27 protein-coding genes are annotated in these 24,126 nt (G+C 68.8%); 20 read left to right on the forward strand and 7 right to left on the reverse strand.

The window, feature by feature from the left end; all coding sequences use genetic code 11:
- Positions 1 to 564 (reverse strand): cupin domain-containing protein, encoded by a 564-nt coding sequence (locus DFR50_RS08450; RefSeq protein WP_113888769.1) that lies wholly within the window; start codon positions 562 to 564, stop codon positions 1 to 3.
- 256 nt (positions 565 to 820) lie between these two features.
- Here DFR50_RS08450 and aptA point away from each other — a divergent pair, with 256 nt between their 5' ends.
- Positions 821 to 2,173, forward strand: a complete 1,353-nt coding sequence (aptA, locus tag DFR50_RS08460) for an omega-aminotransferase AptA (protein WP_113888771.1) — start codon at positions 821 to 823, stop codon at positions 2,171 to 2,173.
- Between the two features lie 59 nt (positions 2,174 to 2,232).
- Here the strand turns inward: aptA and DFR50_RS08465 are convergent, their stop codons facing one another.
- Entirely contained in the window at positions 2,233 to 2,931 is a 699-nt protein-coding gene (locus tag DFR50_RS08465; RefSeq protein ID WP_113888772.1) for an alpha/beta fold hydrolase, read from the reverse strand.
- A gap of 48 nt (positions 2,932 to 2,979) precedes the next feature.
- Between DFR50_RS08465 and DFR50_RS08470 the strand changes: the two genes are divergently transcribed.
- A complete protein-coding gene (locus DFR50_RS08470) occupies positions 2,980 to 3,387 on the forward strand; it encodes a MerR family transcriptional regulator (protein WP_210208837.1) in 408 nt (135 codons plus the stop codon).
- 279 nt (positions 3,388 to 3,666) lie between these two features.
- Here the strand turns inward: DFR50_RS08470 and DFR50_RS08475 are convergent, their stop codons facing one another.
- On the reverse strand, positions 3,667 to 4,332 hold the full coding sequence (locus DFR50_RS08475) for an O-methyltransferase (RefSeq protein WP_113888773.1): 666 nt from the start codon (positions 4,330 to 4,332) through the stop codon (positions 3,667 to 3,669).
- A 96-nt stretch (positions 4,333 to 4,428) separates the two neighbouring features.
- Here DFR50_RS08475 and DFR50_RS08480 point away from each other — a divergent pair, with 96 nt between their 5' ends.
- From DFR50_RS08480 to DFR50_RS08555, 16 genes are all read left to right on the forward strand, one after another.
- On the forward strand, positions 4,429 to 5,061 hold the full coding sequence (locus DFR50_RS08480; RefSeq protein ID WP_113888774.1) for a TetR/AcrR family transcriptional regulator: 633 nt from the start codon (positions 4,429 to 4,431) through the stop codon (positions 5,059 to 5,061).
- A gap of 192 nt (positions 5,062 to 5,253) precedes the next feature.
- Positions 5,254 to 6,102, forward strand: a complete 849-nt coding sequence (locus DFR50_RS08485) for a transporter substrate-binding domain-containing protein (RefSeq protein ID WP_113888775.1) — start codon at positions 5,254 to 5,256, stop codon at positions 6,100 to 6,102.
- Between the two features lie 59 nt (positions 6,103 to 6,161).
- The gene (locus DFR50_RS08490) at positions 6,162 to 6,878 is read left to right on the forward strand and encodes an ABC transporter permease (RefSeq protein WP_113888776.1); all 717 of its coding nucleotides are present in this window, start codon (positions 6,162 to 6,164) and stop codon (positions 6,876 to 6,878) included.
- 4 nt (positions 6,879 to 6,882) lie between these two features.
- On the forward strand, positions 6,883 to 7,575 hold the full coding sequence (locus DFR50_RS08495) for an ABC transporter permease (RefSeq protein WP_113888777.1): 693 nt from the start codon (positions 6,883 to 6,885) through the stop codon (positions 7,573 to 7,575).
- 138 nt (positions 7,576 to 7,713) lie between these two features.
- Positions 7,714 to 8,493, forward strand: coding sequence for an ABC transporter ATP-binding protein (locus DFR50_RS08500; protein ID WP_113888778.1), 780 nt, complete (start codon positions 7,714 to 7,716; stop codon positions 8,491 to 8,493).
- 665 nt (positions 8,494 to 9,158) lie between these two features.
- Entirely contained in the window at positions 9,159 to 9,698 is a 540-nt protein-coding gene (locus DFR50_RS08505; protein WP_113888779.1) for a Dps family protein, read from the forward strand.
- A gap of 138 nt (positions 9,699 to 9,836) precedes the next feature.
- Positions 9,837 to 11,438 carry a hypothetical protein gene (locus tag DFR50_RS08510; protein ID WP_147262701.1) on the forward strand — a complete coding sequence of 534 codons (1,602 nt, stop codon included), beginning with the start codon at positions 9,837 to 9,839 and terminating at the stop codon, positions 11,436 to 11,438.
- Between the two features lie 45 nt (positions 11,439 to 11,483).
- Positions 11,484 to 12,017 (forward strand): RNA 2',3'-cyclic phosphodiesterase, encoded by a 534-nt coding sequence (gene thpR / locus DFR50_RS08515; protein ID WP_113888781.1) that lies wholly within the window; start codon positions 11,484 to 11,486, stop codon positions 12,015 to 12,017.
- A gap of 113 nt (positions 12,018 to 12,130) precedes the next feature.
- Positions 12,131 to 12,361: an antitoxin MazE-like protein gene (locus DFR50_RS08520; RefSeq protein ID WP_245427461.1), complete on the forward strand. Its 231-nt coding sequence runs from the start codon at positions 12,131 to 12,133 to the stop codon at positions 12,359 to 12,361.
- Positions 12,348 to 12,677 carry a type II toxin-antitoxin system PemK/MazF family toxin gene (locus tag DFR50_RS08525; protein ID WP_113888782.1) on the forward strand — a complete coding sequence of 110 codons (330 nt, stop codon included), beginning with the start codon at positions 12,348 to 12,350 and terminating at the stop codon, positions 12,675 to 12,677. Before DFR50_RS08520 ends, DFR50_RS08525 begins: the two co-directional genes overlap by 14 nt.
- A 52-nt stretch (positions 12,678 to 12,729) precedes the next feature.
- Positions 12,730 to 13,965 (forward strand): cytochrome P450, encoded by a 1,236-nt coding sequence (locus DFR50_RS08530; RefSeq protein ID WP_113888931.1) that lies wholly within the window; start codon positions 12,730 to 12,732, stop codon positions 13,963 to 13,965.
- A gap of 279 nt (positions 13,966 to 14,244) precedes the next feature.
- The gene (locus DFR50_RS08535) at positions 14,245 to 15,648 is read left to right on the forward strand and encodes an MBOAT family O-acyltransferase (protein ID WP_113888783.1); all 1,404 of its coding nucleotides are present in this window, start codon (positions 14,245 to 14,247) and stop codon (positions 15,646 to 15,648) included.
- A gap of 4 nt (positions 15,649 to 15,652) precedes the next feature.
- Positions 15,653 to 16,816, forward strand: a complete 1,164-nt coding sequence (locus DFR50_RS08540) for an alginate O-acetyltransferase AlgX-related protein (protein ID WP_113888784.1) — start codon at positions 15,653 to 15,655, stop codon at positions 16,814 to 16,816.
- Positions 16,813 to 17,922 carry an alginate O-acetyltransferase AlgX-related protein gene (locus DFR50_RS08545; protein WP_147262702.1) on the forward strand — a complete coding sequence of 370 codons (1,110 nt, stop codon included), beginning with the start codon at positions 16,813 to 16,815 and terminating at the stop codon, positions 17,920 to 17,922. The genes DFR50_RS08540 and DFR50_RS08545 overlap by 4 nt, the downstream gene beginning before the upstream one ends.
- Positions 17,923 to 17,926: 4 nt before the next feature.
- Positions 17,927 to 18,484 carry a bifunctional adenosylcobinamide kinase/adenosylcobinamide-phosphate guanylyltransferase gene (gene cobU, locus DFR50_RS08550; RefSeq protein WP_113888786.1) on the forward strand — a complete coding sequence of 186 codons (558 nt, stop codon included), beginning with the start codon at positions 17,927 to 17,929 and terminating at the stop codon, positions 18,482 to 18,484.
- Positions 18,485 to 18,575: 91 nt separating this feature from the next.
- Entirely contained in the window at positions 18,576 to 19,331 is a 756-nt protein-coding gene (locus tag DFR50_RS08555; RefSeq protein ID WP_245427463.1) for a M48 family metallopeptidase, read from the forward strand.
- Between the two features lie 244 nt (positions 19,332 to 19,575).
- Here the strand turns inward: DFR50_RS08555 and rpsU are convergent, their stop codons facing one another.
- The 4 genes from rpsU to DFR50_RS08575 form a co-directional block, all read right to left on the reverse strand.
- On the reverse strand, positions 19,576 to 19,893 hold the full coding sequence (gene rpsU, locus DFR50_RS08560; protein ID WP_113888788.1) for a 30S ribosomal protein S21: 318 nt from the start codon (positions 19,891 to 19,893) through the stop codon (positions 19,576 to 19,578).
- Positions 19,894 to 20,054: 161 nt separating this feature from the next.
- Positions 20,055 to 20,264: a cold-shock protein gene (locus DFR50_RS08565; protein WP_113888789.1), complete on the reverse strand. Its 210-nt coding sequence runs from the start codon at positions 20,262 to 20,264 to the stop codon at positions 20,055 to 20,057.
- Between the two features lie 243 nt (positions 20,265 to 20,507).
- Entirely contained in the window at positions 20,508 to 21,452 is a 945-nt protein-coding gene (locus DFR50_RS08570; protein WP_113888790.1) for a homocysteine S-methyltransferase family protein, read from the reverse strand.
- Positions 21,395 to 22,315, reverse strand: coding sequence for an alpha/beta hydrolase (locus tag DFR50_RS08575; protein WP_113888791.1), 921 nt, complete (start codon positions 22,313 to 22,315; stop codon positions 21,395 to 21,397). The genes DFR50_RS08570 and DFR50_RS08575 overlap by 58 nt, the downstream gene beginning before the upstream one ends.
- A gap of 93 nt (positions 22,316 to 22,408) precedes the next feature.
- On the opposite strand from DFR50_RS08575, the gene DFR50_RS08580 reads away from it, so the two are divergent.
- Together DFR50_RS08580 and DFR50_RS08585 are read left to right on the forward strand one after the other, a co-directional pair.
- Entirely contained in the window at positions 22,409 to 23,623 is a 1,215-nt protein-coding gene (locus tag DFR50_RS08580) for a glycosyltransferase (protein ID WP_245427469.1), read from the forward strand.
- Positions 23,623 to 24,117, forward strand: coding sequence for a cytochrome b (locus DFR50_RS08585; RefSeq protein WP_113888792.1), 495 nt, complete (start codon positions 23,623 to 23,625; stop codon positions 24,115 to 24,117). Before DFR50_RS08580 ends, DFR50_RS08585 begins: the two co-directional genes overlap by 1 nt.
- Positions 24,118 to 24,126 lie beyond the last annotated feature (9 nt).

The raw sequence follows: 24,126 nt of genomic DNA on the forward strand, positions 1-24,126 counted from the left end.
TCAAAACGTCGGCGGCGTGCAGGCGGAGACGATCACCAGGTCGTCCGCGCCGATGTTGCGGAAAGCGTGCGGCCTGCGGCTGTCGAACACGTAGGCGTCGCCGGCCTCGAGCTCCCAGCGGCGTCCGTCGACCTCGAGGCCGAGGCGGCCCCTGATCACCAGCCCCGCCTCCTCGCCCTCGTGCGACAGCATCTTGGCCCCCGATTGCGCGCCGGGCTTGTAGCGTTCGTGGATCATCTGCAGCGCGCGGCCCTTCAGGTTGGCGCCGACCTGGCGGTAGCTGACCGCGCCGCCGGCGATCTCGGTGAACTCGGCGGCCCGGTAGACGATCTGCTCGGCCGGCGCCTCGGTCCCGGCGAAGAAGTCCGCGACGCCGACCTCGAGCGCCGAGAGCACCTGCCGCAAGGCCGACACCGACGGGCTCACCCGGTCCGCCTCGATCATCGAGATCGTCGCGTTGGAGACGCCGGCGCGCCGGGCGAGCTCGCGTTGCGACAGGCCGAGGCCGGTGCGCAGCCGCCGGAGTCTCGGTCCGATCGCGAAATCGTCGGCAGCCTTGTTCATGCGTTCAGGATTTAGAACAGGACGAACAGCAGGACAACTGGACAAAGGGGAAACCGGCCGCTTATGTTCAGGAAACTGGACGGCCCCCTCGCCCGTGCAGACTGTCGAAAGACGCCCGCCAGTCGACGGGCTACGCGGGAGAGGGCCGCGGTGAGGGCAAGCGACGGCCCCTCATCCGGCATCCCCTTCATCCGGCCCGTCGGGCCGCCTTCTCCCGCGGAGCGGGAGGAGGGTCTGTCGCCGCCAAGGAGCTTTCATGACCACGCCCGCCAAACCGACCGCCGCCGCCCGCGCCGACGTCCCCAACGACCTCGAAGCCTTCTGGCTGCCGTTCACGCCCAACCGCGCCTTCAAGAAGCGCCCGCGGCTGATCGCCCGCGCCAAGGACATGCATTACTACACGCCGGAGGGGCGTGAGATTCTGGACGCGACCGCCGGGCTCTGGTGCTGCAACGCCGGCCACAGCCGCAAGCCGATCGTCGAGGCGATCCAGCGCCAGGCCGCCGAACTCGACTTCTCGCCGACCTTCGGATTCGCCCATCCGCCGGCGTTCCAGCTCGCCTCGCGCATCGCCGATCTCGCCCCCGCCGACCTCGATCACGTGTTCTTCTGCAACTCGGGCTCGGAGGCCTGCGACTCGGCGCTGAAGATCGCGCTGGCCTACCACAACGTGCGCGGGCAAGGGTCGCGCACCCGCCTCGTCGGCCGCGAGCGCGCCTATCACGGCGTCGGCTTCGGCGGCATTTCCGTCGGCGGCATCGTCAACAACCGCAAATTCTTCGGTTCGCTGCTCTCCGGCGTCGACCATCTGCCGGCGACCTACAACCGCGAGCATCAGGCCTTCACCAAGGGCGAGCCGGAATGGGGCGGGCATCTCGCCGACGCGCTCGAGGGGATCGTCGGCCTGCACGACGCCTCGACCATCGCCGCCGTGATCGTCGAGCCGATGGCCGGCTCGACCGGCGTCCTGCCGGCGCCCAAGGGTTATCTCGAGCGCCTGCGCGCGATCTGCGACAAGCACGGCATTCTCCTGATCTTCGACGAGGTGATCACCGGTTTCGGGCGGCTGGGCCACGCCTTCGCGGCCGAACGCTACGGCGTCGTCCCCGACATGATCACCTTCGCCAAGGGCGTCACCTCGGGCACGGTGCCGATGGGCGGCGTGGTCGTGCGCAAGGGGGTGTACGACGCCTTCATGAAGGGGCCGGAACACGCCATCGAATTGTTCCACGGCTACACCTACTCGGGCCATCCGCTCGCCTGCGCGGCGGGACTCGCCGCGCTCGACGTCTATCGCGACGAAAAGCTGTTCGAGCGCGCCAAGGCGCTCGAGCCCAGGTGGTGCGACGCGATCATGACCCTCAAGGGCCTGCCGAACGTGCTCGACATCCGCTGCGTCGGCCTCACCGGCGCGATCGACCTCGCCCCGATCGCCGGCAGTCCGGGCCTGCGCGGCTGGAACGCGACCGGCCATGCGTTCCACGAGGAGGGCATCATGCTGCGCCTCGCCGGCGACACGATCGAACTGACCCCGCCGCTGGTGGTGAGCGAGGCCCAGATCGACGAGATCATGGAAAAGACGGCGGCGGCGATCCGGGCGGCGGCGTGAGCGCCAACGCGCCTTGAACTCTGAACCGCGCGCCGGGGCCGCCGGCCCCGGCGCGGAAATCACCTTCGAGACAGAAGCGCCCTCAGCAGCGCGGCCGTGATGTCCGGCTTTTCGATTGGCGGCAGGTGTCCGCAGTCGGGGATGACGTGGAGAAGCGAGCCGGGCGCGAGGGCGTGAATCTCCCGGGACAGTCTGACCGGCGTCATCCTGTCCTCCGCGCCGACGATCACCGCCGTCGGGATGGCGAGAGTTGCGAGGACCTTGCGCAAGTCTCCTCTCGCGGCCAGGGCGCGATTCTGCCGGATGTAGGCGTTCCTCCCGACGCGCAGGCTCATTTGCGTCAGCTCGGCGCGGACGTCCTGCGGGGCCGAGGGATGGACGACAGAGCTCTGGCTGCGTCGCGCCAGCCCCTCGAAGTCCCTCGTCGAGGCGACGACGAGGTTGGCGAGGCGTCGATACAGTCTTTGCGCGAGCGTGTCAGGCCGCGCCTTCGTGTCGACCAGAGCCAGGTGCGTCACCCGGCTGGGCGCCGCCTTCATGATCTCCAGGGCGACCATGCCGCCCATCGAGACCCCCGCCAGAGCGAAGCTCGACGGGGCTCGATCGAGAATCCGGCGCGCCATGTCCGGCAGGGTGTCGCTGTCGAGCGTGTCGCCGACGAGGCAGCGACAGGCGTCGCCCAAGGCTGCGATCGTTCGCCGCCAGACGGCGGCGTCGCTGCCGAGGCCGGGAACCAGAACCAGAGTTTGCGTCGACATGGGAAGCGCCTTGACCGATGGGCCTCGACGCTACACCTTCAAGCGTACTTGAAGGTCAAGGGCATGCGCATCGGCGATCTGGCGAAGCGGACCGGCGTCAGCACGGCGACAATTCGCTTCTACGAAGCCCGAGGGCTTCTGCCGGCGGCGGCGCGGGCTGCGAACGGCTATCGGGACTACGATGACCACGCCGTGCAGATCGTGACGTTCATCGACCGCGCCCGACGCCTCGGCTTCAGCCTCAGGGAAGTCGGGGCGCACCTGCGTTCGCCGCGGGACGCCGGGCGCAAGGCGCGGCTGCAAGCTCAGCTCGAGCTCAAGCTTGCCGAGCTGGACGCGCACATGGAGCAGGTGCGGGCCCGCCGAGCGATCCTTGCAGGTCTCATCGAAGAGATCGCGAGCGCGCGCAGCGATCCGGAGAAGCCGGACCGAAGCCTCGAGCGGGCCCGGCGGTAGGCGCCGTCCACAAGGACACTGGCTGCGCCGCGCACGAGGGATCCGGCGCGTGAGCCCGCTGCGGCGGGATGCTGCGGCCGGCCGCTGTCCAGGGAGCCGTTCGCACCGCGGCCCCTGTCGCGCGGCGGCGCAGGGTTTTGGCCGGGGAGTCGATCGCCGAAACCCTTCACGAGCTCTTCCGCCGCTTGCTGGCAATGGAAGGCCGACGGCAAGGCCATCGTGGCGTGACAGCGAAGTCTTCGCGGCTGTCGACGTCGACCGCGCGCATCCCCGCCCCGGTCATCCGATCCGCATCGACAGCTCGACGTCCGCCGCGAACGGGGTCGACAGATAGCCGGCGGCCGGCGAGCGCACGCGCGCGAGATAATCGGGGCTGTGGTCGGCGTTGTCGGCGACGACGAAGGCGCCGGGCCGCAGACGGCCTTCGACCAGGCTCAGGATGTCGGGATAGAGCGCCTTGGCGCCGTCGAGCAGCACCAGGTCGATCGGCTCGGGAAGATCGGCGCTCAGCGTATCCAGGGCGTCGCCCGCGCGAATCTCGACGAGGTCGATCAGGCCGCCCGCGGTCAGGTTCGCCCGCGCCCGCGCGATCTTGGACGGCTCGAACTCGCTGGTGACGAGGCGGCCGCCGCCGTTGTCGCGCAAGGCCGCCGCGAGATGCAGCGTCGAGAGGCCGAACGAGGTCCCGAACTCGATGATGGTTCGCGCGCCGCATCCGCGCGCCAGCATGTACAGCAGCGCGCCGGTCTCCCGCGAGACCGGAAGCGGAACGTCCTTCAGCCGTCCGTAGAATTCGAGGTATTCGGTCTTGCTCCGCATCAGCCGCTCGCGCTCCTGGCGCGATACGCTGGCGAAGACCGCCTCGGCTCGCGCCGTCGCTTCGTCCGCCTCGGCGAACAGCCGGTCGAGAAGGGGCGCGAGCGGGGCGCTCGTCAGGGTGGTCATCGAGGTCTCCGGTCCGTGTCGTGGAGCGCGAGATTGCGCGGCCAGAGAAATACGACTAATTCGTCAGGTTTCCTATTCGCATCGCCGGCAGTCGCCATGTCCGATCGAAAAAGCGTAGAGATTTCCGTGCGAAAGGCGCCGAAGCAGGCGCGTTCGAACGAACTCGTGGCCGCCATTCTGGAGGCGGCGGTTCAGGTTCTGGCGAAGGAAGGGGCGCAGCGCTTCACCACGGCGCGGGTGGCCGAGCGGGCGGGGGTCAGCGTCGGCTCGGTGTACCAGTACTTCCCCAACAAGGCGGCGATCCTGTTCCGGCTGCAGGCCGACGAGTGGCGGCGGACGAGCGCCATGCTGCGCGGCGTCCTGGAGGACCGGCGCACGCCGCCGCTCGACCGGCTGCGCGATCTGGTTCGGGCTTTCCTCCGCTCGGAATGCGAGGAGGCCGATATCCGGATCGCCCTCGGCGACGCCGCGCCGCTCTATCGCGACGCGCCCGAGGCGCACGAGGCGAGGACGTCCGCGACGACCGCCGTCCAGGCGTTCATGCGCGAAGCGCTTCCGCGCGCGCCGGACGCGACGCGGGCGCTCGCGGCCGACGTGATCGCCGCCACGCTCAGCGCGGTCGGCAAGCGCTTTTCGCAAGCGCCCCGGACGGGCTCCGAGATCGAAGCCTACGCCGGCGCGTTGGCCGACATGGTTTGCGCCTACCTCAAGGAGCTCGATCGCGCCTGACCGGAAGGACGGTCGAGAGAGGCCGCCGGGAGCGGCGCCGCCTGCGTCATCGCGGCGTCAATTTTGTCGGCGCCGGCGCATTTCCAACCCAGCGACCCGCATGTAAGACTGTGGTTCGGTTTTCCGTCAGGAGGCCGGACCCGGACCTTGTGGCCGACGGGTCGCGTGAAGAAGAATGTGGGAGAGGGTTTGATGGGCTCGAGACTCTGGAAGTCGGTCGCGCTCGGCGCGGCCGTCGGCGCGGCGCTCGCGACCGGCGCTTACGCCAAGGAGTGGAAGACCGTCGTCATCGGCATGGAAGGCGGATATCCCCCCTGGAATCAGACCGATTCGAGCGGCAAGATCGTCGGCTTCGAGGTCGATCTGGCCAACGACCTCTGCAAGCGCGCCGGCGTCGAGTGCAAGATCATCGCCCAGGACTGGGACGGCATGATCCCGGGCCTCAAGGCTGGCAAGTTCGACGTCATCATGGACGGCATGTCGATCACCGACGAGCGCAAGAAGGAGATCGACTTCTCGAAGCCCTACGCCGCGCCGCCGGCCGCCTTCATGGCCGCCAAGGACAGCGACGTCGCCAAGAAGCTCGGCGCCGGCAAGCCGGTCAACGCCATCAAGGATCCGAAGGCCGCCGACGCGGCGATCAAGGCCGTTCAGGCCGCCCTCAAGGGCAAGACGGTCGGCGTCCAGGTGTCGACCACCCACGCCAATTTCGCCAGCAAGTACTTGAAGGACATCGCGACCGTCAAAGAGTACAAGACCACCGACGATCGCGACCTCGACCTCAAGAACGGCCGCATCGACGTCGGCCTCGACGACTACCCGACGGTCGCCGCGACCCTCGAGAGCCCTGACGCCAAGGACCTGGTCATCGTCGGGCCCGAGATCATCGGCGACGTGTTCGGCGTGGGCGAAGCGATGGGCATCCGCAAGTCCGACGCGGACCTGACCGCCAAGTTCAACAAGGCGCTCGACGCGGCCTTCGCCGACGGGTCGGTGAAGAAATACTCGCTCCAGTGGTTCAAGATCGACACCACGCCCTGACCCATTGACAAGGCGCCGCCCGCCCGCCGGACGGCGCCGAACTTGCGTGGGCAGTCGGCGTGGACATTCTGAAAATCTTCGGTTTCGGCGAAGGCGGATGGGGGCTGGCGCTGCTCGCGGGCGCCGGCATGACGTTGCTCGTCTCGGCCTGCGGGCTTCTGATCGGCGCCGTGATCGGCGCGCTGGTCGCCTGGTCGCGGCTCTCCGGCAACCGGCTCGCCGGCGCGGCCGGCGAAGCCTATGCGGCGCTGTTTCGCGGCCTGCCGGAGCTGCTGGTCGTCTATTTCGTCTATTTCGGCTCCTCGACCCTGCTGACGACGGGCGCGAAGCTGGTCGGCTACGACGGCTTCATCGGCGTGCCGTCCTTCGTCGCCGGCGCGCTCGCGGTCGGGGTGATTTCCGGCTCCTATCAGGCGGAAGTCTTTCGCGCAGCCTACCTGGCCATTGTGAAGGGCGAGCTCGAAGCCGCGGTCAGCGTCGGCATGGACCGCTGGCTGATGTTCCAGCGCATCATCGCGCCGCAGGTGCTGCGCTTCGCTTTGCCGGGCCTCGGCAATTTATGGCAGGTGGCGCTCAAGGATTCGTCGCTGATCTCGGTCACCGGCCTCGCTGAACTCATGCGCGTGAGCCAGGTCGGCGCCGCCTCGACCCATCAGCCGTTCGCCTTCTACGTCGGCGGCCTCGTGCTCTATCTCGCCATGACGCTGGTCACGACCCGCCTGTTCGACATTGCGGAAGCGCGCGCCACTCGCGGCATGCGCCGGATCGCGGGGTAGCGCCATGGACTGGGACTTCGCCGCGACCACCTTCTGGCGCCTGATGGCCGCCCTGCCGCTGACGCTGGAAGTGTGGTTCCTGTCGGTCGTGCTCGGCGGCTTGATCGCCGCCGGGGTCGTCTGGATGCGGGTCAGCGGCTCGCGGCCGCTGGAGATCCTGGCGCGCGCCTATGTCGCGATCTTCCGCGGCACGCCGCTGCTCATCCAGCTGTTTCTCGTCTATTACGGCCTCGCGTCGCTTCCCGCGGTGCGTCACAGCATCCTCTGGCCGGTCCTGCGCGATCCGCTGTACTGCGGCGTGCTCGCGCTCGGGCTGTGCACCGCGGGCTACCAGGCCGAGATCTTTCGCGGCGCGCTGCTCGCCGTCCCGCACGGCGCGGGCGAGGCGGCCAAGGCCTGCGGCATGTCGGGGCTCTTGATGTTCCGCCGGATCGTGTTCCCGATCGCGCTGAGGCACGCGCTGCCGGCCTATTCGACCGAAATGATCTCGATGGTGAAGGCGACCGCGCTCGTGTCCCTGATCACGCTGTGGGACGTGCTCAGCGTGGCGCTGAAGATCCGCAACGACACGCTCGTCACCTATCTGCCGCTGATCCTCGCCGGCGCCATCTATTTCACCATCAACTACATCCTCGGCGCCGCGTTCTTGAGCCTCGAGCGCCGCCTGTCGCCGCACCTGCGCGCGCGGCCGAGCTGAGGGAGGGTCCGTCGTTGCGAGCGATGCGAAGCCATCCCGTCGCCAGGTCGGCAGGGGGCAGTCGGCAGTCGGACTTGATTCCGACTGACGACTGCCGAAGCCCGACCGCCGCGCCTTGACGCAGAGAGGACGACGACCATGACCGCCGCCGCGACCCCCGCCCTCACCGTCAAGGACATGCGCAAGCGTTTTGGCGCGCTCGAGGTGCTGAAGGGCATTTCGGTGACCGCCAACGACGGCGACGTCATCTCGATCCTCGGCTCGTCCGGCTCGGGCAAGAGCACCTTTTTGCGCTGCATCAACCTGCTCGAGACGCCGGACGCCGGCGACGTCAGTGTCGCTGGCGAACTGATCAAGATGCGCCGCCGTGGCGACGGGACCGCCGAGCCCGCCGACCGGCGCCAGGTCGACCGCATCCGCTCAGAACTCGGCATGGTGTTCCAGAACTTCAACCTCTGGTCGCATCTGACGGTGCTGGAAAATCTGATGGAGGCGCCGGTGCACGTGCAGAAGCGCCCGCGCGCCGAATGCGCCGACGAAGCGCGGGCGCTGCTCGCCAAGGTCGGCATCGCCGACAAGTGGAACTATTACCCCGCCCATCTCTCCGGCGGCCAGCAGCAGCGCGCCGCCATCGCCCGCGCCCTCGCGATGCGGCCGAAGGTGATGCTGTTCGACGAGCCGACCTCGGCGCTCGACCCGGAACTGGTCGGCGAGGTGCTGCGCGTGATGCGCGCGCTCGCCGAGGAAGGCCGCACCATGCTGGTCGTCACCCACGAGATGGGCTTCGCCCGCGACGTGTCGACCCGAGTGATGTTCCTGCATCAGGGGCTGGTCGAGGCCGAGGGCGAGCCGGACGCGCTGTTTTCCGGGGCGACGTCGGAGCGGTTTCGGCAGTTCATTTCCAAGGAGCGGGGGTAGGGGGAGGGCTGGCGTTGGCGGCAGCACCGATTGACGTGAGATCCACATTGAGTTTCCAGTTGCAGACTGAACGGGCTTCGCATGAGCGAGAAGACGAACACGGCGAGTCGCCGGCTTGCATACGATGGCGGAATTAACGGCGGCAGCGTCATTCGCCCGTTGAGCGAGGGCTACACGCGGCGGGGAGGACAAGTCCAAGCCCCCGCCTCGGCATTGCCGCGCCCGGCTCCGCCACCGCCATTCCGTCCCGCTCCGCCGCCTGCCTCGGCTCCCGTACCGGACGGGCTGCATAAGGACAAATAGGAGTTTTCTCCTTGGTCACGGCATTCGGCGCCCGGCTTTGAAGCCCACATTCGGACCCAAGTCGCAACCGAAGCTTCTGTAAAGAAGCCGACGATTGATCGATATCCACGCAATCTGGCCATTTTCCACGAGTCTATCCGACTGCGGGGAAAAGACCCTGTGTGTTCGTCCCGCCCGCTCCCCGCGCCTTTCCTCCTGAAATCGTCTCATTTGCGGCCAAAATCCGGGGGCGCGCCCTTCCTGCGCCGCGCCGTCCTCGCGCGAATTTTTCGCCTGCCTTGCGATTTCCTCGGGAACTTCCGGCCGGGCGAGGCGTTGTCGGCGGGGCGCTGCAGCCTGCGCTCGAAAAAGGGAATCGCGCAATGAGCAGACTCGAAAAATCCGGCAACGGCGGTCAGGGCAAGGGCGCGCTGGCGACGCCGACCGACCTCAGCGAGAACGGCGTCAAGGCGATCGCCGGCGCCCTCAACGGCCTCGCCGCCGACGCCTTCGCCCTCTATCTCAAGACCAAGAATTTCCACTGGCACATGAGCGGGCCGCATTTTCGCGACTATCACCTGCTGCTCGACGAGCACGGCGAGCAGATCTACGCCATGATCGATCCCTTGGCGGAACGGGTGCGCAAGCTCGGGCAGACCACCCTCAAGTCGATCGGGGAGATCTCAAAGCTCCAGTCGATCAAGGACAACGACGAGGCGTTCGTCGGGCCGCTCGACATGCTGCGCGAGCTCGAGGCCGACAACCGGACCGTCGTCGCCTCGATGCGCAAGGCGCACGCGCTTTGCGACGACAACGGCGACGTCGCCTCGGCGAGCCTGCTCGAGGTCTGGATCGACGAGACCGAGCGGCGAACCTGGTTCCTGTTCGAGGCGACCCGCGGCGCCGACGACACCGGGCACTGAAGAGACCCTTCCCCAAACGCTCGAGCGAAACGAGCTGCACGCCTTCCCTGAAGCAGCTCTTTCGCGTGTGATCTGCATCACAGACTCACAACACCATTGCGGCTACCTCCACAGATGTTGAAGTGGATGGAGGTTACAATGGAAACTCCAGCCCCGCATTTCGTTGATCATAACATTACCGACAGCCCTTACGTTACTATCTTGTGCGCCGTCGTCGTCATGTTCTATGCGGCGAGGAAATTCAATACACCGGAAACAAATCGCACATCGACCACGCGCCTATTGTTTTTTCTGACCGGCGCTGGCTATGTTGTCACGTCGCTAGCGCTGTTCCTTTTGCTTTGTGTGGTGGTGTTGAGACCCGGGGTGCTGCCTTTTCTGGGTCTGGAGAATTTTCAAAAGGCCGTTGCGGACTACGCGGCGCCCCCCGTGCTGGCGGCGGTCTTGCTGACCACCCTGCTTCCGAACACCGTCGTCGTGAGCGCCGCCGACGCCTGGCTGCTTCAGCAGTTTCACGCGTGGGGGCGCATTCCACAGGGCGTGCGAAACCTTGCCGACAGGCTCACGCTCGACTCGCTTCGCGTGAATGACGCCGAGGTCGGGGATATACGCAATTGGATCTTCGGCTACGCTGGTCTTCCCAATGAAATTGCTGGCGAGCTGGGGGTAGACGCCGCCGATACGCCGCGAGGGAGCCTCACCCGCACCGTTCGACTTTTTCGTGAACTGCACGATCTGGCGAAACTGCCTGCCTATATCGAACCGTTTCGATACCGCCAGCGCGCCTGGGATTCGATCGAAACAAACTTCAAGGTTTACGTGGCAGAATCGCAGGCGTTCTTCGTTCTGTTCGAGAAGCTGTCGCGCCTGGACGGCGCGGCTGGACAGGGCGCCCTCAAGGAGGCGGAAAAATACTACAGCGAGATAGGCAACAAAATTCATCGTCAGATGACGGAGTTCCTGGCGCAAACGTTGCTCATCGTCGAGCCGTCTGAATCCCGGATCGACAGCAGATTGCAATCCATGGGCTATTTTCCCGCAGAGGAGGCCTATCTGCGTCTCGACGTCGGACCGATTCTCTTCATGGGCTTCCTCATGACCGTGGCAATGCTCGCGATTGTGGCCATTGCGCTTCCGCACGGCCCGTCGGCGTTGCCGCTTCCGATGATCGCGATCCTGATCGGCGCCACGCGGACGATCGGCGTCCTGACCGCGGTCCTGCCCAAATTGCGGAAGGGCAAGCCCCGCGCCGCGACGCTGCCCTATCTTCAGTGGCTCGAGTGGGCGTTTGTGGCCGGCGTCCTTTCCTTCCTTGTCGAACGAACGGCGATTGCGATGGCGCATCAGGCGATCGCGGCCGAAGTCGATTTCTCCGACTATCCGCTCTCCCCGATGGCGCCGTTGGCGTTTGCGACCAGCCTGTCGATCGCGGTCCTGTGCGACCTCGATCTTCGCCTCGGCCAGGGGTGGGCGCGGCGCCTCGCCGATGGCGTCCTGTGCGCGGTCGTCATGAGCTTCGCCATGTTCATCTGCGTCCAACTTCTCGCCCTGACCCCGGCGACCGAGGGACGGGCGCCGCCCTGGCTGCCACTCGCGGTGTCATCCTCCCTGGGGTTTCTGTGCGGATTCATCGTACCCGATCTTTATCGGCGCGCCCGCAAGGAGGAGTCTCCGATCCGGATGATTTCGCCGCAACTCGCCAGCGTCCCCTTGACGTCGGTGGTATCAAGGACTCCCTGATCGCCTCTCGCGTCCCGAGCGGGACGCAAGTCGAGTGGGTTCGAGATGCCGCGCCTGTTCACCGGACTGGAACTGCCGGACGCCGTCGCCGGCGCGGTGGCGCTGGCGCGCGGCGGCGTTCCCGGCGCGCGCTGGATCGGGCCCGCCGACTACCACATCACCCTGCGCTTCGTCGGCGACGTGGACGCGGGCGTCGCCCGCGACATCGCCGAGACGCTGAACGAGATTCGCCGCCCGCCGGTCGACGTGCGCTTCGACGGCCTGTCGTGGTTCGGCGGCGACAAGCCGCGCGCCCTGGTCGTGCGGGTGACGCCCGACCCGGCGCTGGTCGAGCTTCAGGCCGAACAGGAGCGGCGGATGCGCCGCATCGGCGTGCCGCCCGAGACGCGAAACTACACGCCGCACGTGACGCTCGCGCGTTTGCGCCGCGTCAAGCCGCGTGCGGTCGCCGAGTACCTCGCCGCGCGCGGCGCGCTGGCGGTCGACGGGTTCACGGCTGCGCGCTTCGTGTTGTTCTCCTCGCGCGACAGCGTCGGCGGCGGCCCCTACGTCGTCGAGGCGGCCTATCCGCTCGGGTAGCGGAGGAGGCGACCGCCCGCCTTCGACCAAGGGCGAAGCCGATGGGGCGCCTGCTCTGTTGTCGGCGGGGATGTAACGCGTTACGCTGGCGGCGCGAGACAGGAGCGTACGAAATGACGGCGCCTGCCGAGAGAATGAAGACGATGCGAGGGCGACGGCGCGTGCAGGGCCTGCGTGAACTGCGTCTCGTCGTGCCCGACCCGCGCTCGCAATCGGTGCGCGCGCGGGTTGCCGCTCAGGTCGCGCGCCTCTCTCCAGTCGACGAAGACGATGCGCTGGCCTGGATCGAACGGGTCTCGGAGTTCGACGGGCCCGCGCGCTCCGACGACGATGAAGCGCGGTGACGTCGTGATCGTTGCGGCCGCCGGCGATTATGGCAAACCGAGGCCGGCGGTGATCGTGCAGACTGACGCGTTTCCAAAGACCCACGCGTCGGTGGTGATCTGTCAGATGACGTCGGAACTCGTCGAGGCGCCCGACTTTCGGGTGACGATCGAGCCGAACAAGGGAAACGGCTTGCGGGCGCGCTCGCAGATCATGGCGGACAAACCCGTGACTGTGCGGCGGAACCGGGTGGGACAGCCGGTCGGCCGCCTGGACGAAGTCGACATCAGGCGCCTCAACGTCGCTCTGGCGTTCGTGATGGGGCTGGCCGACTGAGGGGGCCGAGTGTGTCGTCGAACCGGCCAATCTCATGGAAGCGCTTCGCGGCATGAGCATCGCTATCGACCCGCAATCCCGTCGCCTCCGCCTCGACCCGCGCGATCCCGTCTTCACCGACGATCCCTATCCGGCCTATGCCGCGATCCGCGCCGCGGCGCCGGCGTTCTTCTGGGAGGACTACGGCTTCTGGTGCTTTGCCGCACACGACGACGTCTCCGCCCTGCTGCGCGAAAAGCGCTTCGGCCGCCAGATCCTGCACCTGATGAGTCGCGAGCGGCTCGGCTGGCCGGCGCCGAAACGGCATCTCGCGCCGTTCGACGCGCTCGAGCGCCATTCGCTGCTGGAGATGGAGCCGCCCGGGCACACGCGGCTGAAAAATCTGATCAATCGCGCCTTCGTGTCGCGCCAGGCGGAAAAGCTCGCCCCGCGCATCGCAAGTCTCGCCCGCGAGCGGATCGACGCCCTGCGCGGCGACGGCGCGGCCGAGCTGATCGAGGCTTTCGCGACCCCCATTCCAGTCGCGATCATCACCGACCTCTTGGGCGTGCCGCGCGCGATGGGCCCGCAACTGCTCAACTGGTCGCACCGGATGGTGGCGATGTACCAGTTCGGGGTGACCCGCGACGTCGAGATCGCCGCCGCCGCCGCGGCGCAAAGATTCGCCGACTTCATGCGCGGCTACGCCAAGGCCCGGCGCGCCGACCTTCGCGACGACCTGATCAGCCAGCTTCTCGTCGCCGAAAGCGAGGAGGGCAGGCTCAGCGAGGAGGAACTCGTCACCACCTGCATCCTCCTGCTCAACGCCGGCCACGAGGCGACGGTGCACGCCATCGGCAACGCGGTCCGGACCATCCTCGATCGCAACCTCGACCCGCGCGCGCTGTTCGCCGACGCGACAACGACGGCCGCGACCGTCGAGGAGCTGCTGCGCATCGACCCGCCGCTGCACCTCTTCACCCGCTACGCGCTCGAGGACGTCGAGGCCTACGGCGTGTCGCTGAGGCAGGGCGACAAGATCGGGCTCCTGCTCGGCGCCGCCAACCGCGACCCCGCGCGCTTTCCCGACCCGGACGCGTTCGAACCGGTGCGCGATCCCAACCCGCACGTGACCTTCGGCGCGGGCCTCCACTTCTGCGTCGGCGCGCCGCTGGCGCGTCTCGAAATGACGATCGCCCTGCCGATTCTGTTCGAGCGCCTTCCCGGGCTGCGCCTCGCCGAGCGCCCGCGCTGCCGGGACGCGTATCATTTCCGTGGGCTCGAAGCGTTGCGGGTTGCGTGGGACTGAGCCGCGACGCACCGAGGATCGCCTCGACCTCTCGTCCGTCGCCTTCGGCGGCGCCCTCGCCCGGCGGAGGAGGGGGGATCCCGAAAGCGGCCCGCGATCGCCGGCCGGATGAGGGGACGCCTCGCGAGTCTCACGCAGCGTTGCCGCCCGCGCCCGGGGAGGCTATAGGCGTCGCCGACCCCGTGCGGGCGTCCGTCCTCCCCGAAGCGAGCAAGCGACGCATGGCCTCCGGCTCGCACCGCGGCGAGAGGGGAGGCCAGGCAGCGAAGGCGATCAGGCATGGTGTTTTCGTCCGTAACATTTCTGTTTTATTTTCTGCCGATCTTCCTCGCCGCTTACGTGCTGACCCCGACGGTTGCGGCCAAGAACGTCGTCACGCTGATGTTCTCGCTGGTGTTCTACGCCTGGGGCGAGCCGCGCTTCCTCCTGATCCTGCTGTTCTCGATCGCCTTCAATTACGGCGCGGCGCTTCTGATCGACGCGCGCGCCGGCGAAAGCCGCAAGTGGGCGCTGGCCGCCGCCGTCGCCGGCAACCTGCTGGTGCTCGGCCTGTTCAAATACGCCAATTTCGTTACCGCGAATTTCGCCGCCGCTCTGAAACCCCTCGGGCTCGACTTCGGCCAGACCAACATCGAGCTGCCGCTCGGCATCTCGTTCTTCACCTTCCACTGCCTGAGCTACGTCATCGACGTCTACCGCCGCCGCTTCGGCGCCAACCGCGATCCCGTCGACGTCGCGCTCTACATCTCGCTCTTTCCCCAGCTCGTCGCCGGGCCGATCGTCCGCTACAAGACGGTGGCGCGGCAGCTCGACCGGCGCCGGCAGACGCTCGGGCGCGCATCCGCCGGCGCGCGCATCTTCATCATCGGCCTTGCGCAAAAAGTTCTGATCGCCGACCTGGTGGCGCCGCTGGTCGCGGTCGCCTTCGACCACGCGCCCCACCGGACGGCGCCCGAGGCCTGGATCGGCCTCCTCTCCTACACGATCCAGATCTACTTCGACTTCGCCGGCTATTCGAACATGGCGATCGGGCTCGGAATCGTGCTCGGCTTCACCTTTCCGCGCAATTTCAATCTGCCCTACACCGCGCTGTCGATCACCGAGTTCTGGCGGCGCTGGCACATGTCGCTGTCGTCGTGGCTGCGCGACTACCTCTATGTCCCGCTCGGCGGCAACCGCGGCTCCGATCTCGCGACCTATCGCAACCTCGTCACCGTGTTCGTGCTGTGCGGGGTCTGGCACGGCGCCAACTGGACCTTCGTCCTGTGGGGCGTCTGGCACGGCGCCTTTCTGGTCGTCGAGCGGCTCGGGCTCAAGGCCCGGCTCGCGCGCCTGCCCGTGGCGCTGCGATGGGCTTACGCGCTGCTCGCCGTCATGGGCGGCTGGGTCCTGTTCCGCGCCGCCGATCTCACGACCGCCGGGGATTATTTCGCCAGCCTTCTCGGCTTCAACGGCTGGGGCGACGTCAGCTTCGACATGCACGACGCGCTCAGCGACCGTGCGGTGACCATGCTGGCGATCGGCTGCCTGATCGCGGTCCTGCCGCGTTTCCGCCCGAGGATCGCGGCGCCGGCCCTGCTGAGAGCGGCCGCCGACGCCGGCTGGACGTTCGCGCTGCTGATCGTGTCGATGATCACGGTGGCGGCGGGCGCCTACAGCCCGTTCCTCTACTTCAAGTTCTGAAGCGATGACCGAAACCATCGCCGCGGCGTCGGCGCCCGCGCACAGCAAGGCCGCGGCGCGCCCCGGCCTGATGCCCCGCCGCCGGCGCTGGTTCGCCGCGCTCGCCTTCCTGTTGCTGGCGGCCCCGCTCGTCGTCGGCCTCGTCGCGCCCGACAGTCCGGCGCTGGTCGAGCGCGAGGGACGGCGGCTCGCGCCCCCGCCCGCAGCGCCGCGCGGCCTCGCCGACTGGCAGGATCTTCCCGCCGCGACCGACGCCTTCCTCAAGGATCATTTCGGCCTGCGCCACGCGATGATCCAGCTGCACCACGATCTGACCAAGCCGATGCTCGGCTTCGGCAACGCCGACTTGCTGATGGGCCGCGACGGGCGGATGTTCTATCAGGGCGACGACCTCGTCCGGCAGAGCGCGGGCCTCGTCGTCCGCGACCAGCGGATCGCCGAGACGGTCGACATGCTGGCGCGGATGCGCGACGAGCTGAAGGCGCGCGGAATCAAGTTCCTCTTCGCCTCGCCGCCGAACTCGGCGACCGTCTACAACGACGACCTGCCGGTCTGGGCGCAGAACAAAGGCCGGCGCACCGAATACGACCTCTATCTCGCCGATCTCGCCGCGCGCGGAATCCAGGCGGTCGACCTGAGGCCGCCGCTCGCCGCCGCCAAGGCGGCCGGCAAGGCTTACTTCTTCTACGATTCGCACTGGACGGCGGCCGGCGCGATCGCGGGGTTCAACGCGGTGGCGGAGGCCGACGGCCATCCCGACTGGAGGATCGACCCGGCGACCTCGCTCGGGCCGGAGACCCGCCGCACCCACCTCGATGTGGCGCGGTATTTCGGCGTGGAGCAGGGCTTGAGCGAGCCGACGAACGAGCTCAACCTGTCCGCCGGAACGCGCGAGGCGGAGCTGTCGCCGCGGCCGATGCCCGATCACGTCCAGGTCTCCGGCAGGCCGGGACCGACGATCCTGGTGATCGGCGATTCGTTCACCACCGACCTCTTCACCACCATGCTGATGCAGCATGTGGGGCGGGCGATCTGGATCAACCACCAGCGCTGCGGCTTCGACTGGAAGTGGATCGACGTCTATCGCCCCGACGAGGTGTGGTGGATGCCGACCGAGCGGTTCATGAACTGCAAGCCGGGCTTGTGGCCGGTCGGACTGCCGCGGTGACGACAGGGTTGATCGCGCCACGGCGCCGTTATTTCGCGCTTCTCGCCGCGATCCTGATCGCGGCGCCCCTCGTCGTCGGCCTCGTGGCGCCGGACAGTCCGGCGAGCGTGATGAAGGAAGGGCGCAGGCTCGCGCCGGCGCCCGGGTGGCCCACGAGCGCAGCCCGGCTGACGGCGCTGCCCGCGGCGGTCGACGCCTGGCTCAAGGACCATTTCGGCCTTCGCCAGGCGCTGATCCGCGCCAACAAGGAGCTGACGAAGCCGATGCTCGGGTCGGGGTCCGACGGGGTGCTGGTCGGCCGCGACGGCCGGATGTTCTATCTCGGCGAGGAGGCGGTGCGGCAGAGCGCCGGGCTCGTGCTGCGCGACGAGCGCGTCGCGGCCTCCGTCGATCTCGTTGCGGCCATGAACGCGGCGCTCGGGAAGCGCGGCGTGCGCTTCCTCGTCGCGCCGCCGCCGAACGGCTCGACCGTCTATCAGGAAGCCCTGCCGGACTGGGCGCAGAATCACGGGCGGAAGACGGAATACGACCTCTTCCTGCAGGGCCTCGCCGAACGAGGCGTGCGCACGGTCGACCTCCGGCCGGTGATGGCGAGGGCGCGGACGGAAGGGCCGGCCTATTACCGGCACGACACCCACTGGACGCCGCGCGGCGCGCTGGCGGCCTTCAACGCCGTGGTCGAAGCCGACGGCCATCCCGATTGGAAGCTCGATCCGGCGACCGCGCTCGCGCCGCCGTCGCTCAAGACGGGCGGCGATCTGGCGCGCATGCTCGGGGTCCAGGACGGCGTGTCGGAGACTGTCGAGGAGCTGAAGCTGACGGACGGTCCGAAGGACCTGCTGACCGCGAAATGGTGGGAGGACTTTTCCGAGAGCTCCGGCCGGCCCGGGCCGACCGTGATGATCCTCGGCGATTCGTTCACCGGCGCGCATTTCGCGCCGATGCTGTTACAGCACGCAGGGCGCGTCGTCTGGCTCGAACATCAGCACTGCGGATTCGACTGGGGCGCGATCGAGCGGTTCCATCCGGACGAGGTGTGGTGGATGCCGGCCGAGCGGTTTCTCGTGTGCGGCCCGGGCACGCGCCCGGTCGGTTTTCAGGGGTAGGATCATGCAGGCCATCGACGTCGGCGCGCGCGCCGTTCTCGTGCTCGGCGGAGCGCGCTCGGGCAAGAGCGCCTATGCCCAGGCGCTCGCCGAATCGGCCGCGCCCGAGCGGCTCTACCTCGCGACCGCGACGGCGAGCGACGACGAGATGGCGGAGCGCATCGCGCGCCACAGGGCGGACCGCGGAGCCGGGTGGAGCACCCGCGAGGAGCCTCTCGACCTCGTCGAGGCGCTCGCCGCGGAAACGCGGCCGGGCCGGGTGGCGCTCGTCGACTGCCTGACCCTGTGGCTGACCAACGTGATGCTTTCCGGCCGCGACGTCGAGGCCGAGGTCGCCCGGCTCGTCGGCGCGATCCCGGCGCTCGCCGGCCCGGCGATCTTCGTCTCCAACGAGGTCGGATACGGGCTCGTGCCGACGACGCCGATCGGGCGACGGTTCCGCGACGCGCAAGGGCGGACAAACGCGGCGGTCGCGCGCGTGGCCGATGCGGTGGCGCTGGTCGCGGCCGGCCTGCCGACGCTGCTCAAGCCCGCGCCGCCGCTCGCATGGCGGCTGCTGTAGCCGCGCTCGTCGCGCGCGGATCGCGCCTGCGGACGCCGCAGTTCTGCTAGACTCCGAATCGGGCGGGGCGAGAGGACGTGCGGCGCTGACGATGGCCATGGGCGGAGTGTTGCGGCTGTTCGATCGCGGGCCCGAACCCGCGCATCTCGACCTCGCCCATGACGGCGAGATCTATCGCATCGAAATCAACCGCTCGGCGCGGTCGCGCCGGTTCACGCTGCGGGTGCGCTCGGCGAGCCGCGATGTGCTGCTCACCATGCCGGCGCGCGCGTCGATGAAGGCGGCGCGCGAGTTCGCCGAGCGCCACACGGCGTGGATCGGCGTACGGCTCGCCCGCCTGCCGCGGCCGGTCCCGTTCGAGCCCGACGCCAAGGCGCCGCTGCGCGGCGTCGACCACACCATCGTCCATCGGCCGGGCGCGCGCGGGGTCGTCTGGGTCGAGGCGGGCGCGCGCGGGCCCATGATCTGCGTCGCCGGCGAGCGGCCGCACGTGGCGCGGCGGGTCGGCGACTTCCTCAAGGGGGAAGCGCGCAAGGACATCGAGGCGGCCGTCGCCCGCCACGCCGCGGCGATCGGCGTGCGGCCGACGCGGATTTCCGTGCGCGATACGGTCAGCCGCTGGGGCTCCTGCTCGTCGACGGGGCGGCTCAGCTTCTCCTGGCGGCTCGTCCTCGCGCCGCCCTACGTGCTCGACTATCTCGCCGCCCACGAGGTCGCGCACATGCTGCACATGAACCACTCGCAAAAATTCTGGACGTTGGTCGGTCGCGTTTCGCCCGACGTGGACCGGGCCGAGGCGTGGCTCAAGGCGCACGGGGCGAGCCTGCACCGCTACGGGGCGACGTGAAGCGCGGCGCCGGAACCGGCCGGCAGACCCCCATCCGCGCAGCGCCGCGCAAGGCGGCGATCCAGACGAATGCGCTTGAGGGCGCTAACGCGCCCACATTGGCGGCCATGCGATCGGTGAAAATCGGCGCGGGCGGCGCCGCAGCACCGCCCCGGGCGACCCCATCGCCAAAACCTTCGTGAAGGCGGGTCGTCGTCTCGTCCCCGCCGCGGAGGCGGATCGGGGCTTCAACGAACCATCGGGGTCAGCGGAACGACGGCGGCGTCTCGGGGCCAGTGCGATTGGCGTCGGGGCCCTGGTAGGTGGAGGGGCCTCGCCCACCCGGCCTGGGGGGCAGAATCTTCTTCTTCGGCGCGGCGATCAGACCTTCGCGAATCGCCTGCTTGCGCGCGAGCTTGCGCGCCCGGCGGATGGCCTCGGCCTTTTCGCGCACCGCCTTTTCCGACGGCTTTTCGTAATGGCGCCTCAGCTTCAATTCCCGCAACACGCCTTCGCGCTGCAGTTTCTTCTTCAGGACGCGAAGAGCCTGATCGACATTGTTGTCGCGGACGAGGACCTGCAAGGGCGAACTCCATGTGCTGACGGCGGAAGCCGCAAAAAGCAAGGCTGCGCGCAGAAAACGAGACCTCCTGGCGATAAAGCCTGAGAGCCTTCTCGTCGTCGCGCGCGGCCAGTTTGTTTATTATGCTCGCAAAGGACAGCCTGCGAGGCCGATCGGAAATCTCAAGCCAGCTTGAGATTGTCCGCCGACGACTTGCCCTTGCGGGGGTCCGTCGTCAACTGGAACGAGACTCTCTGACCCTCGTTCAACGTCCCCAGTCCGGCGCGCTCGACAGCGCTGATGTGGACGAACACGTCCGCTCCGCCGTTGTCAGGCTGAATGAAGCCGAAGCCCTTCTGGGGGTTGAACCATTTGACAGTTCCAATAAGCATGAATTTCCCTTCGCGACGATAAGAACCGCGCCGAGCGAACGCGATCGTTCGCACTGATGTATCGATGTCCGGAGCTTGTGTCGTGAGCCACGCAGGGCGGGCCGAGGCATTGAGCCAAAAATCGATGCCGCTTGATGCTCGCGAAATGTGTCTTTTTCACGGTTTCCTGATCCCGCCCGTCGCGCCGACGCTCGCTTGCGACCCACACCACGCCGATTCCGCCGCGCGCTGCGCAAGATTTCGTCACTCGGGGGCGTCGCAGGCGAGTCGCCTCGCGAGCGCTTCGATGTGTCCGCCTTCGGTTCCGCAGCAGCCGCCGAGGACGCGCAGGCCGAATCGGCGCCGCAGGCGCTCGACATCGGCGGCGAAGTCGGCGGCCGGCTCGGTGACGAGGTCCTCGCTGCCGTCCAGCTCTTCGACCTCACGGTCGGCGGCGTTGGCCTGAAAGGTCAGGAGGCGCCCACAGGCGTCCGGATGCGCGGCCGTGACGGCCTCGAGCGCCGTCTCCAGCACCCGGGCGTGGACGCAGTTGACCGAAAAGCCGGCGGGCCGCCGGGGCGCCGCGGCGTCGATTCGCTCCATCGCCAGCCCGAGCGGCGTTCCGTCGAGCACGACGCCGGTTCGCCGGATCACGAAGCTGATCAGGTAGGGCAGGCCGGTGGCGGCCATCGCGTCGGCGACGCCGAGCGCCTCCTCGACGTTCGGCGCCGTCGCCAGGTGCAGGAAATCGACGTCGGCGGAGGCGAGCGCATCGACCTGGGGCGCGTGGAAGTCGCGCGCGGCGCGGCGGTCGAGACTGTCCTCGGGCTTGTAGGCGTCGCCGGAGGGACCGACCAGGCCGCCCACGAAGATCGGCGGCCCTTCGCCGAAAGTGTCCCTGAGCGCGCAGAGAAAGCGGGCGTTGTCCGGGTTGACCGGCCGTCCCGCGAACCGCGACGCTTCGACTCTCCGCCGTGAGCATCGCCAGGTGTCGGTGAAGACGAGGACCGGCAGTCCGGCTGCGCGCGCCGATCCGATGTAGCCGCCATGAATTGCGGCCAATTGCGCGCGGCCGGCCGCGTCGTAGACGAGGCCGCCGTTGAGAATGTGCGGATCGAGAGCGAGCAGCGGGTCGCGCCGCACCCGTTCGATCACCGCGCCTTCGGCGAGCGCGGCCGCGCCGGAGGCGACGAAACGGGAGAAGTCCATGCGATCTCCGGGGGTTTGCGGCGCCGTGCGGCCAGTCTAGAGTCCGGCAAGCGGGTCTCGCCCGCCGGCTGATCGAGCATCCGCTGAAGCGCCCCGAACAGCAGCGCGAGGTCCTGCGGGCGCGACAGTCGGTGGTCGCCGTCCTTGATCAGGGTCAGGGTCGCCGGGTCGCCGCCCAATCGCTCCATCAGCGCCAGCGCATGGCCGTAGGGGACGGCGTCGTCCTGCATCCCCTGAAGCACTGCGACCGGGCAATGGGTGCGGATCATGCCGCCGAACAGCAGGTGCCTGCGTCCGTCCTCGATGAGAGCGCGGGTGAAGACGTCGGGCTCCCCGGAATAAGCCGACGGCGGCCGCCACGCGCCCGTTGCCATGATCATGCGCCGCGCCTCCTCCGGCGCCCTCGCCCAGATCAGCGCCTCGGTGAAATCCACCGCGGGGGCGATCAGGACGAGGCCGGCGAGGCGCCCGCTCTCGCCCGTTTCGGCCAGGGCGCGCGCCATCAGCAGCGCGAGATAGCCGCCCATCGACGAGCCGAAGACGATTTGCGGCCCAAGAGTCTCGGCCCGGACGATCGCCAGCGTCTCCTCGAGCCAGCGCGAGATCGTCCCGTCCGCGAGCCGCCCCTCCGAAAGGCCGTGACCGGAATAGTCGAAGCGCAGGAGGCCGAGGCCGAGCCTCTCCGCCTCGGCGTCGAGCGCGCTCGCCTTGGTCGAGTCCATGTCCGAGCGATAGCCGCCGAGCCAGACGAGGCCCGGCCGCCCGTTTCCCGCTGGCGCGCGCCGGCGAAAGGCGATACCCCGTTGATACGGGGGGATCCCGACTGTGAAAACCTTCGGCTCTTGGTTCGACACGTCGCTCATCGTCCTTGCGGCGCCGCGCTTGGTCACGGGCCCTGCCGCCCTGTGCGCCCGCGTCTCTCTCTATCGCGCCGGCGCGCCCGAGCGAAGCCGCGCGTGAACGGCGAGCCGTTCTCCCCCTTCGGGCGCGGCGCCGACGCCCCGCTCGCGGGCCGCACGATCATGCAGATCGCCTCGCCCGCCTCCGCCGGCGCCGATCGGCGCGCGACGGTGGCGGTTGCGGAGGCGCTGGTCGAAGCCGGCGCCCGCGCGCTCGTCCTCTCCGAGCGGGACGAGCTCGCCAGCGAAGCCCAGGCGGTCGGCGCGCTGCACGTGCCGTTTCCCGCCTCGAGCGAAAATCCGATTTCCATGATGCTCAACGTCCGGCGGCTGGCGAGAATCCTCGCGGCCGAGCGGGTCGACCTCGTCCACGCCCGTTCGCGCTCCGCCGCCTGGGTGGCGCTCGGCGCCGCCCGGACGCTCGGGCGCGCGCTGGTGACCTCCATTCCCGGCGAGGGCCCGACGGCGCCGCCGCGCACGCGATTCGAATCGGCGATCGCCGAGGGCGATCTGGTGGTGGCGGCCTCCGACTACGCCGCCGGGCGCGTCCTCGCGATGTTTCCCGCCGCCGCGCCGCGGCTGAGACTGGTTCGGCCGGGTCTCGATGTGGCCCGCTTCTCCCCCGAGGCCATCAGCCGCCAGCGCGTCGGCAAGGCGCGCGAACGCTGGGGCGTCGCGTCGCACGAACGGGTGGTGCTCGCGCCGGGCCGGCTCGCGCCGGGGCGTGGGCAGGCGCTGATGGTCGAGGCGGCGGCGCTGCTGGCGGGCCGGGGCCTGGAGGATCTCCGCTGGGTGCTGGCGGGCGAAGGGCAAAAGCCCTCGGTCGGGCGCGAACTCGACCAGCTCGCCGTCCGCCGCGGGGTCAAGGACGCGGTGGTTCGTCTCGGGGCCGAGGTCGACCGGCCCGCCGCCTTCGTCGCCGCGAGCGTCGTGGCGTTTCCGACCCGCGACGCTGACGGCGTGACGCGCGCCGTGATCGAGGCCGCCGCCGCCGGGGCGCTCGTCATCGTCGCCGACGTCGGCGCGGCGTCGGAAGTCGTGTTCGCGCCGCCGCACGCGCCGCCCGAGCAGCGGACCGGCTGGCTCGTCCCTCCCGGCGACGCCGGCGCGCTCGCCGAGGCGATCGAGACGGCGTTGACCCTCGGCGCCTCGGCGCGCGAGGCGACGCGGCGCCGGTCGCGCGAACGAACGGCGACGTTCTACTCGGCGATGCGCATGACGGGCGACACATTGGCCGTCTATGCCGAGGCCTTGCAGCAGAGGGGATTGTGATGACGGCGGTTTCGAGCGGCTACAGCTTTCGCCAGATCGCGCTGCACTGGCTCGTCTTCGTTCTGGTGGCCTACCAGTGGTTCACCGGCGACCGGATGACCGACCTGTTCCGCGCCGCCCACGGCGGCCCTCCGGCCGCAGTCAACCCGGGCTGGGCGACGATCCACGTCGTCGTCGGCGCCGCGGTCCTGCTCCTGATGGTCTGGCGGCTCGGGATTCGCCGCTCCCGAGGCGCGCCGCCGCAGCCCGAGCAGCATCCCGCGCTGCAATGGCTGGCGAGCGCCGTCCATGTCGGGCTCTATCTCGACCTGATCGGCGGCGCGCTCGCGGGGCTCGTCGCCTGGTTCTGGCTGCCGGGCGTGGCGGGCCTGCACCACCTGATGATGCGGCCGGTCCTGCTCGTGCTGGTCGCGCTCCATCTCGTCGGCGCGCTCTGGCATCGCTTCGTGGTGAAGGACGATATCATGACGCGGATGATCAGGCCGGCGCGGTGAGACCGGGAG

The sequence above is a fragment of the Roseiarcus fermentans genome (assembly GCF_003315135.1).
GTDB classification, from domain to species: domain Bacteria; phylum Pseudomonadota; class Alphaproteobacteria; order Rhizobiales; family Beijerinckiaceae; genus Roseiarcus; species Roseiarcus fermentans.

Coding starts and splice junctions, on each gene's coding strand:
- DFR50_RS08520 (WP_245427461.1), top strand. CDS start 12,131: ATGACGGCGCCTGCCGAGAGAATGAAGACGATGCGAGGGCGACGGCGC.
- cobU (WP_113888786.1), top strand. CDS start 17,927: ATGCAGGCCATCGACGTCGGCGCGCGCGCCGTTCTCGTGCTCGGCGGA.
- DFR50_RS08585 (WP_113888792.1), top strand. CDS start 23,623: ATGACGGCGGTTTCGAGCGGCTACAGCTTTCGCCAGATCGCGCTGCAC.
- DFR50_RS08510 (WP_147262701.1), top strand. CDS start 9,837: ATGGAAACTCCAGCCCCGCATTTCGTTGATCATAACATTACCGACAGC.
- DFR50_RS08570 (WP_113888790.1), bottom strand. CDS start 21,452: ATGGACTTCTCCCGTTTCGTCGCCTCCGGCGCGGCCGCGCTCGCCGAA.
- DFR50_RS08475 (WP_113888773.1), bottom strand. CDS start 4,332: ATGACCACCCTGACGAGCGCCCCGCTCGCGCCCCTTCTCGACCGGCTG.
- DFR50_RS08575 (WP_113888791.1), bottom strand. CDS start 22,315: ATGAGCGACGTGTCGAACCAAGAGCCGAAGGTTTTCACAGTCGGGATC.
- thpR (WP_113888781.1), top strand. CDS start 11,484: ATGCCGCGCCTGTTCACCGGACTGGAACTGCCGGACGCCGTCGCCGGC.
- DFR50_RS08450 (WP_113888769.1), bottom strand. CDS start 564: ATGAACAAGGCTGCCGACGATTTCGCGATCGGACCGAGACTCCGGCGG.
- DFR50_RS08525 (WP_113888782.1), top strand. CDS start 12,348: ATGAAGCGCGGTGACGTCGTGATCGTTGCGGCCGCCGGCGATTATGGC.
- DFR50_RS08465 (WP_113888772.1), bottom strand. CDS start 2,931: ATGTCGACGCAAACTCTGGTTCTGGTTCCCGGCCTCGGCAGCGACGCC.
- DFR50_RS08555 (WP_245427463.1), top strand. CDS start 18,576: ATGGCCATGGGCGGAGTGTTGCGGCTGTTCGATCGCGGGCCCGAACCC.
- aptA (WP_113888771.1), top strand. CDS start 821: ATGACCACGCCCGCCAAACCGACCGCCGCCGCCCGCGCCGACGTCCCC.
- DFR50_RS08495 (WP_113888777.1), top strand. CDS start 6,883: ATGGACTGGGACTTCGCCGCGACCACCTTCTGGCGCCTGATGGCCGCC.
- DFR50_RS08540 (WP_113888784.1), top strand. CDS start 15,653: ATGACCGAAACCATCGCCGCGGCGTCGGCGCCCGCGCACAGCAAGGCC.
- DFR50_RS08505 (WP_113888779.1), top strand. CDS start 9,159: ATGAGCAGACTCGAAAAATCCGGCAACGGCGGTCAGGGCAAGGGCGCG.
- DFR50_RS08565 (WP_113888789.1), bottom strand. CDS start 20,264: ATGCTTATTGGAACTGTCAAATGGTTCAACCCCCAGAAGGGCTTCGGC.
- DFR50_RS08485 (WP_113888775.1), top strand. CDS start 5,254: ATGGGCTCGAGACTCTGGAAGTCGGTCGCGCTCGGCGCGGCCGTCGGC.
- DFR50_RS08500 (WP_113888778.1), top strand. CDS start 7,714: ATGACCGCCGCCGCGACCCCCGCCCTCACCGTCAAGGACATGCGCAAG.
- DFR50_RS08480 (WP_113888774.1), top strand. CDS start 4,429: ATGTCCGATCGAAAAAGCGTAGAGATTTCCGTGCGAAAGGCGCCGAAG.
- DFR50_RS08530 (WP_113888931.1), top strand. CDS start 12,730: ATGAGCATCGCTATCGACCCGCAATCCCGTCGCCTCCGCCTCGACCCG.
- DFR50_RS08535 (WP_113888783.1), top strand. CDS start 14,245: ATGGTGTTTTCGTCCGTAACATTTCTGTTTTATTTTCTGCCGATCTTC.